Genomic DNA, 6,400 nt, shown 5'->3' on the forward strand with positions numbered 1-6,400 from the left:
TCTTGTAAGCTTTTATTTGCCAAAGAATGAATTAAAAAAGCCGGTAAGGAAATTTTAATTACAAATGCGCTAAGAGCCCTGATCTGTTCAGGTGTTACCAATTTGATGAGGACACAAACATAGCCCATCAATAGCAATATCAAGATAGGTAAAATAACCTGAAAAACCACTGACCGTCCTCACTTAGCGAAAGAAAAATGGGCAAAGATGACTTTGCCCAATACAATTAAAAAGAGTTAAAAAGCTGCTTTAATCCATGTGGTTGGCAACGTAAATACTGAGGTGCAATTTTAACTTCTGCACCTAAAGTAGCGGCAGCATGCCAAGGCCATCTTGGGTCGTACAACATTGCACGAGCAAGACCAATAGCATCAGCTTGCTGGTTTTCCAAAATTTGTTCGGCATGTTCTGGCTCAGTAATTAACCCTACAGCAATAACTGGAATGGACACATGCTTTTTGACTTGCTCAGCAAATGGAACTTGGTAACCTGCCCCAATCGTAATAGATTGATGCTCGTGCAAACCACCACTAGACACATGCACATAGGCTGCGCCCAATTGCTCTAAAGCTTTTGATAAACCCACTGTAGATTCAACATCCCAGTGCTCGATGCTCTCTAACCAATCAGTCGCAGACAGTCTAACACCAACAGGATAACCTTCTGGTACAGCGAGTTTAATTGCCTGAAGGACCTCAAGGGTCATACGCATACGGTTTTCTAAAGAACCGCCATATTCATCAGTACGCTGATTGGCAATTGGCGATAAGAATTGATGTAGTAAATAACCATGTGCAGCATGAACTTCAATCAACTCAAACCCAGCTTCTACAGCACGTTTTGCAGCCGCTGCAAAGTCTTGTTGAACCTGTTTAATCTCAGCAATGGTCAAAGCATGGGGCGCTGCATCATGAACAGAAAAAGTACTTTCACTTGGTGCAACCGTTTGCCAACCATGAGGCTGATCTTTTGCAATTTGACCTTTGCCTAACCATGGTTTTTCAGTAGACGCTTTACGTCCCGCATGTGCTAACTGAATTCCAAATGGCATCGGTGAAAGTGTATGAACCTTAGCTAACAAAGCTTTGATTTGATCACGTTGCTGATCATTCCAGAGTCCAAGGTCAGCATAGCTAATCCGACCCTCAGGTTGTACGGCAGTCGCCTCTACAATACAAAGTCCTGCACCAGATAATGCATAATTTGCCCATTGCTGTTCATGCCAATAGGTAATTTCACCGTCATCTGTTGCCGAATATTGGCACATCGGAGCAATTACAATTCTATTGACCAGTTGTAGTGAACCAAAGTTAACCGTTTCAAATAATTTTGCCATTTTAAATTCCTAGAATTGCTTAATTACACGTAAACCTGCACTCCAGTTACGTCCATCCGCTGGTTCAAAGTAACGTCCATTACCATCATTTACGATCACTGAACCTGCATAGTTTTTATCAAATAGGTTATCAACACGGGCAAAGCTATTCACTTTCCAGTCGCCCATTACCCATGCATAACCCACATTAGCTGAGGTTACACTGTAGCTTGGCGCTGCGTCACTGTTGGTATCATTCACGTATACTTTATCCATATACTGTACATCTACACCGCCATATAGACCATGCGATGGCTGCCAAGCTAAAGAGGCATAAGCTTGGTTTTTAGCAATTCCTGGAATGGCATTACCCGATGGAATTTGAGCAATACTTCCCAAAGCTGGAATATCAGCATCAAAAGTTGCATCCAAATATGTATAGCTAGCAGTCGCTGTTAAATCTCGCCACAACTTTTTATTCCATGCAAACTCTACGCCTTCACGTAAGGTTTTATCTGCATTACGAAACGTTGATCGGCCATTTGAATTGCCGGCAGAAACGATGTCATCTTTGGTTTTAGTTTGAAAAACTGCCAAAGTAAAATCACCAAATTGGTTTTGTGATTTTAAGCCTGTTTCATAGGTATCGCTTGTGGATGCGGTTAAATCAAAATTAAAACCACTTTCTCCATCTGGACGATATGCCATTTCAGTAAAAGTTGGCGTTTCAAATCCTTTGGCATAACTCACATAGGCCATGAGTTCAGGCAAAATTTGCCAGCTTAAAGCAGCCGAAGGTAAAACTTTACTGTAATCAGTCTTACCACTATCGTCGCCATTACTTAAATAGTTATCTTTAGATTTGTAATGGACATTGCTATAACGAACACCCGTATCTAAACGCCAAGTTGGTAAGAACTGCCATGATGCTTGTAAATATGGGTCGATATTCCACAAAGTATTATCTTCATCACGACGCAAATTACCTTTGACACCATAAGAAGGCTGTCCGTTTACTAAATTAAAGTTTTCAAAACCTTTACGATCTTCATCCATTGCATCGAGTGCAACACCAACACTTAGAGTAGTATTTGGAAGTAACTCTTTGCCCGTCCAACGGAAATCAGCACCATAATAATCACGCTCAAAATCAATTACCCCGCCTGCATGATTGATGCTGGCATCTTGTGTTGATTTAGGTATAGATTGATATTGAGTGACTTGGCGATTACCTAAATATGCCATGGCATAGAATTCATTTTTATCATTAATCGGTTTAGACCAAGTCACACCCGTTTGAGTCTGTTCAATATCTTTACGGACATTAAATTGCTTTAAAAATGGAACTTGTTGCTTTGGGTTAGCATTCCACTGGTCATGCGTTAAACCCTGCGGGTCGTCTGCATGAATTTTGACATAGTTGGTTATCCAGTTGATTTTGCTACCATCATCAAGATTCCAACTGAGTTTTGCATTATTTAATACTTTTTCTGCACCGCTATGTTCTCGGTAACCATCAGTATCGAAGTATGATGAACTAATAACATAACTTGGTTCATTCGCACCCTTTGCCCCACCTTGTAGCACGAGTCCCGCTCGGCTTTTATCGTGGCTGCCTCCCGAATAACTCAGCTCAATTGAATCTTTTCCTTGCCCTTCTTTAGTAGACGTTAAAATTGTCCCGCCCGATGAGTTTCCATATAGTGAGGAAAAAGGTCCTGTTAGAACTTCTACATGGTCCAGACTACTTAAATCAATATTAGATGTTTGACCCTGCCCATCTGGCATTGTTGCAGGAATACCGTCCACATACAGGCGAATGCCTCGAACACCAAAAGTTGAACGTGCACCAAAACCACGCATAGATAACTGTAAATCTTGTGCATAATTTTCACGATTGCGAAGCTGTAAACTCGGTATACCCTTCACAACTTCGGTTAAATTTACTTGTGAAGAAGTATCGACTTGAGGTGCATCTATTCGAAAAACCGAAGCTGGCGTCTGCAAATAGGTTGTATCGGTACGAGTTGCTTCCACATGTAACGTTGGCAATACAGTCACGTCTTGTGCTAGGTCTTCTGCCCAAACAAGTGGGCTAGAAATGCAGCCCATACTCATCAAAATACAATAGTGAAGTCGGTCTAAGCGTAATAAGGACATGCTTATTTCCTTTATTTATATTGTAGTTATCATAACAAAAAGCGGTGTCTTGTCTGGATATAGAATTCGATCTGCATTGTTGTAAATCTAGAACACTCTTCATCGATATCTAAAAATTGATTTCCAGATTAGAATTATCGACTCAAAGATGGATGGTCTTTCCAGCAATAACGTTCAGGCCAATCTTTTGCTTCTTCGGCATAATCAATTCCAATCCGTGATGTCAATACCACTTCTGGCTGCGTTGAAGCTGCTTCAATCCACAGTCCCGTTTCTTCACCTAAAGTCTGGCCTTTTAAAGTTCGATCAATACCCAAATAGCGTGTCAATTTGCCGGGTCCAGCTAGAAGCTTATATTCTTTTTTTGTTGAAGCACCACTTAAAAATGCAGAACGAATCATGACCCCTTCAGGGATGCCTTCTGTCTGAGTAATCAGATTGAGCATTTCATACATGCCATAAATTAAGTAGACATAAATCGTACCGCCAGAGCGATACATTACATCTGTTCGTGCTGTGCGCTTGTCATTGTAGCTGTGGCAAGCTTTATCACGAACACCCAAATAAGCTTCTGTTTCACTAATTGTGCAACGGATGACTTGACCATCAGGTTGTCGTTTACATAATACGCAGCCAATTAAGTCATAAGCCACTTCCGAGGTTTCACGTTGAAACCAGCTTAATGGTAAAATATCTGACATAGTATTCTCTGAAATATTACATACCACACGTTATACTTGATTAATCCAGTATATCTGTTAATTCTGCGAGTTGGCATGCCTGAGTTACCCGAAGTCGAAACAACCAAAACCAGTTTATTTCCTCTATTGAATCAAAAAGTTCTAAGGGTTGAAGTACGTAATCCGAGCTTACGTTGGCCTATCCCCGATGATATTCAAAAACTCGTTGGGCAACGTCTCATTGGGTTGAATCGACGTTCAAAATATATTTTGGCAGAGTTTGAACAAGATCAAATGCTCTGGCATTTAGGCATGTCAGGAAGTTTTCGTCTGACCGAGCCAAATGATGAACTAAGAAAACATGATCATCTGATTATTCAATTTGAAGATCAACAGTTACGTTACCATGACCCACGTCGTTTCGGTTGCATCCTTTGGCTTAATACGGAAACTCAAGGCAAACTCATTGATACTTTGGGACCTGAGCCTTTAAGTGCTGACTTTCATGCAGAATATTTAGCTTCCAAACTCAAGAATAAGGCTGTCGGCATAAAAATTGCACTCATGGATAACCATGTAGTCGTCGGTGTAGGCAATATCTATGCAACTGAAAGCTTATTTAATGTTGGCATTCACCCAGCACAACCGGCTGGTGATTTAAGTATGCAACAGATTGAGAAACTGGTTGTCGAGATTAAACGAATTCTAAAGTCAGCAATTGATTTAGGTGGTTCGACTTTACGCGACTACAGCAATGCCATGGGTGAAAATGGTTATTTCCAGCAAACTCTACTTGCTTATGGTCGTGCTGGAGAAATGTGCGTTAACTGTGAAACCACATTAGAAAACTTAAAACTTGGTCAGCGTGCCAGCGTATTTTGTCCACAGTGCCAACCACTTAAAAAGTTGAGAAAGCCTTAATTTTTTGGAGAAAGACAACATGCAAACAGCAATTGTCCGTCATATTTTAGTCAAAGATAAAGACTTAGCTGAGCAGCTAAAAAAGAAGTTACAAAATGGTGCCGACTTCGCAAAAATTGCCAAGCAATACTCCACCTGTAATTCGGCAAAACGTGGCGGTGAACTTGGCGAAGTCAAAAAAGGACAACTTGTGCCAGTCATCGACAAAGTTGTTTTTACAGCTGCTGAACGTGTGTTACAAGGTCCAATCAAAAGCCAGTTTGGCTATCATCTTTTAGAAGTTAAATTCCGAATGGGCAGCTTACGTTGATTCCATTATTTTAATTATTTTTTTCAGAAGTTTGAGCCTGTGCATTCAGTTGATATGTCCAGGCTTTAACACACTCACCCGCCTCTAATTTCACATCTGCGATGACACGCTGGTATTGAAAGCCCTCAAAGTCATCAAGCATTTGCCAGTTTTCAGCAAGTTTTTCTGTACTAAACAAATAACCCTCTACCCAATCCGCTTGCGAATCTAACTCAAGCGCTTTTAAGCCTTTATCTGGTCCCCAATCTAAAATATGAATCACACCCTGCACACTAGCTTTTTCCCAGCTTCCACCAAACTGCTCTAAAATATGAGCATTTGCTTTATTCGGACATAAAGTGCCATACACAAAAAGCTGATTCATTTATTTATATCCTTTTTACAATGTACGTAGTTGAGCCTATCGGTAGCCTGTCTATTTTATCAATATCTTTAGTCCAGTATAAAATACTAAGTAATAAAAAACGGCACTCTCGGTACCGTTTCCTATTAATTCAGAATATTGTTAAGCTTGCTTTTTCAACTCATCGCGAATTTCACGCAATAACTGAATATCTTCAGGAGTTGCAGCTGGAGCTTCTGGCTCATTCTTATCACGGCGAAGTCTATTTAATAATTTCACCATTAAGAAAACGACCCAAGCCAAAATTAGGAAGTTAATTAAAATGGTGAGGAAATTACCATAAGTTAAAACATTGATACCTGCTTTTTGCAAAGCATCTAAAGATTGCAGATTGGTCGGGTTGGCTCCTAGCACAATAAATTTCTGCGAAAAATCAACACCACCACCAGTAATCACACTGATAATTGGCATGATAATATCTTTTACTAAAGAGTCTACGATTTTGCCAAAAGCACCACCAATAATCACACCAATGGCTAAATCCATCATATTGCCTTTAATGGCAAATTCTTTAAATTCTTGAATAATACTCATCTAAACATCTCCAGATGTCGGGGGCCGAAACACGTCATATTTTTCTTTTTCAATGGCATCTTATCAATTTAGATAGT

8 protein-coding genes are annotated in these 6,400 nt (G+C 40.2%); 2 read left to right on the top strand and 6 right to left on the bottom strand.

Annotated features, from left to right (window positions below; genetic code table 11):
• The 4 genes from UC75_RS21975 to UC75_RS15365 all read right to left on the bottom strand — a co-directional run.
• Positions 1–170: AEC family transporter (locus UC75_RS21975; protein WP_171249510.1), on the bottom strand; the 170-nt coding region annotated here is incomplete at its 3' end.
• Between the two features lie 56 nt (positions 171–226).
• Entirely contained in the window at positions 227–1,336 is a 1,110-nt protein-coding gene (locus UC75_RS15355; RefSeq protein WP_049838084.1) for an NADH:flavin oxidoreductase/NADH oxidase, read from the bottom strand.
• A gap of 9 nt (positions 1,337–1,345) precedes the next feature.
• Positions 1,346–3,475 (bottom strand): TonB-dependent receptor family protein, encoded by a 2,130-nt coding sequence (locus UC75_RS15360; protein WP_049838085.1) that lies wholly within the window; start codon positions 3,473–3,475, stop codon positions 1,346–1,348.
• Positions 3,476–3,609: 134 nt separating this feature from the next.
• A complete protein-coding gene (locus tag UC75_RS15365; RefSeq protein WP_049838086.1) occupies positions 3,610–4,176 on the bottom strand; it encodes a DNA-3-methyladenine glycosylase in 567 nt (188 codons plus the stop codon).
• Between the two features lie 75 nt (positions 4,177–4,251).
• Between UC75_RS15365 and mutM the strand changes: the two genes are divergently transcribed.
• Positions 4,252–5,076, top strand: a complete 825-nt coding sequence (gene mutM, locus UC75_RS15370; RefSeq protein WP_049838087.1) for a bifunctional DNA-formamidopyrimidine glycosylase/DNA-(apurinic or apyrimidinic site) lyase — start codon at positions 4,252–4,254, stop codon at positions 5,074–5,076.
• Positions 5,077–5,095: 19 nt separating this feature from the next.
• Positions 5,096–5,386: a peptidylprolyl isomerase gene (locus tag UC75_RS15375; RefSeq protein ID WP_005309756.1), complete on the top strand. Its 291-nt coding sequence runs from the start codon at positions 5,096–5,098 to the stop codon at positions 5,384–5,386.
• 10 nt (positions 5,387–5,396) lie between these two features.
• Here the strand turns inward: UC75_RS15375 and UC75_RS15380 are convergent, their stop codons facing one another.
• A complete protein-coding gene (locus UC75_RS15380) occupies positions 5,397–5,750 on the bottom strand; it encodes a gamma-glutamylcyclotransferase family protein (RefSeq protein ID WP_049838088.1) in 354 nt (117 codons plus the stop codon).
• 141 nt (positions 5,751–5,891) lie between these two features.
• Positions 5,892–6,323 carry a large conductance mechanosensitive channel protein MscL gene (gene mscL / locus UC75_RS15385; protein ID WP_004789231.1) on the bottom strand — a complete coding sequence of 144 codons (432 nt, stop codon included), beginning with the start codon at positions 6,321–6,323 and terminating at the stop codon, positions 5,892–5,894.
• Between the last annotated feature and the right edge of the window lie 77 nt (positions 6,324–6,400).

Source organism: Acinetobacter sp. V2, from assembly GCF_001188385.1.
GTDB classification, from domain to species: domain Bacteria; phylum Pseudomonadota; class Gammaproteobacteria; order Pseudomonadales; family Moraxellaceae; genus Acinetobacter; species Acinetobacter oleivorans.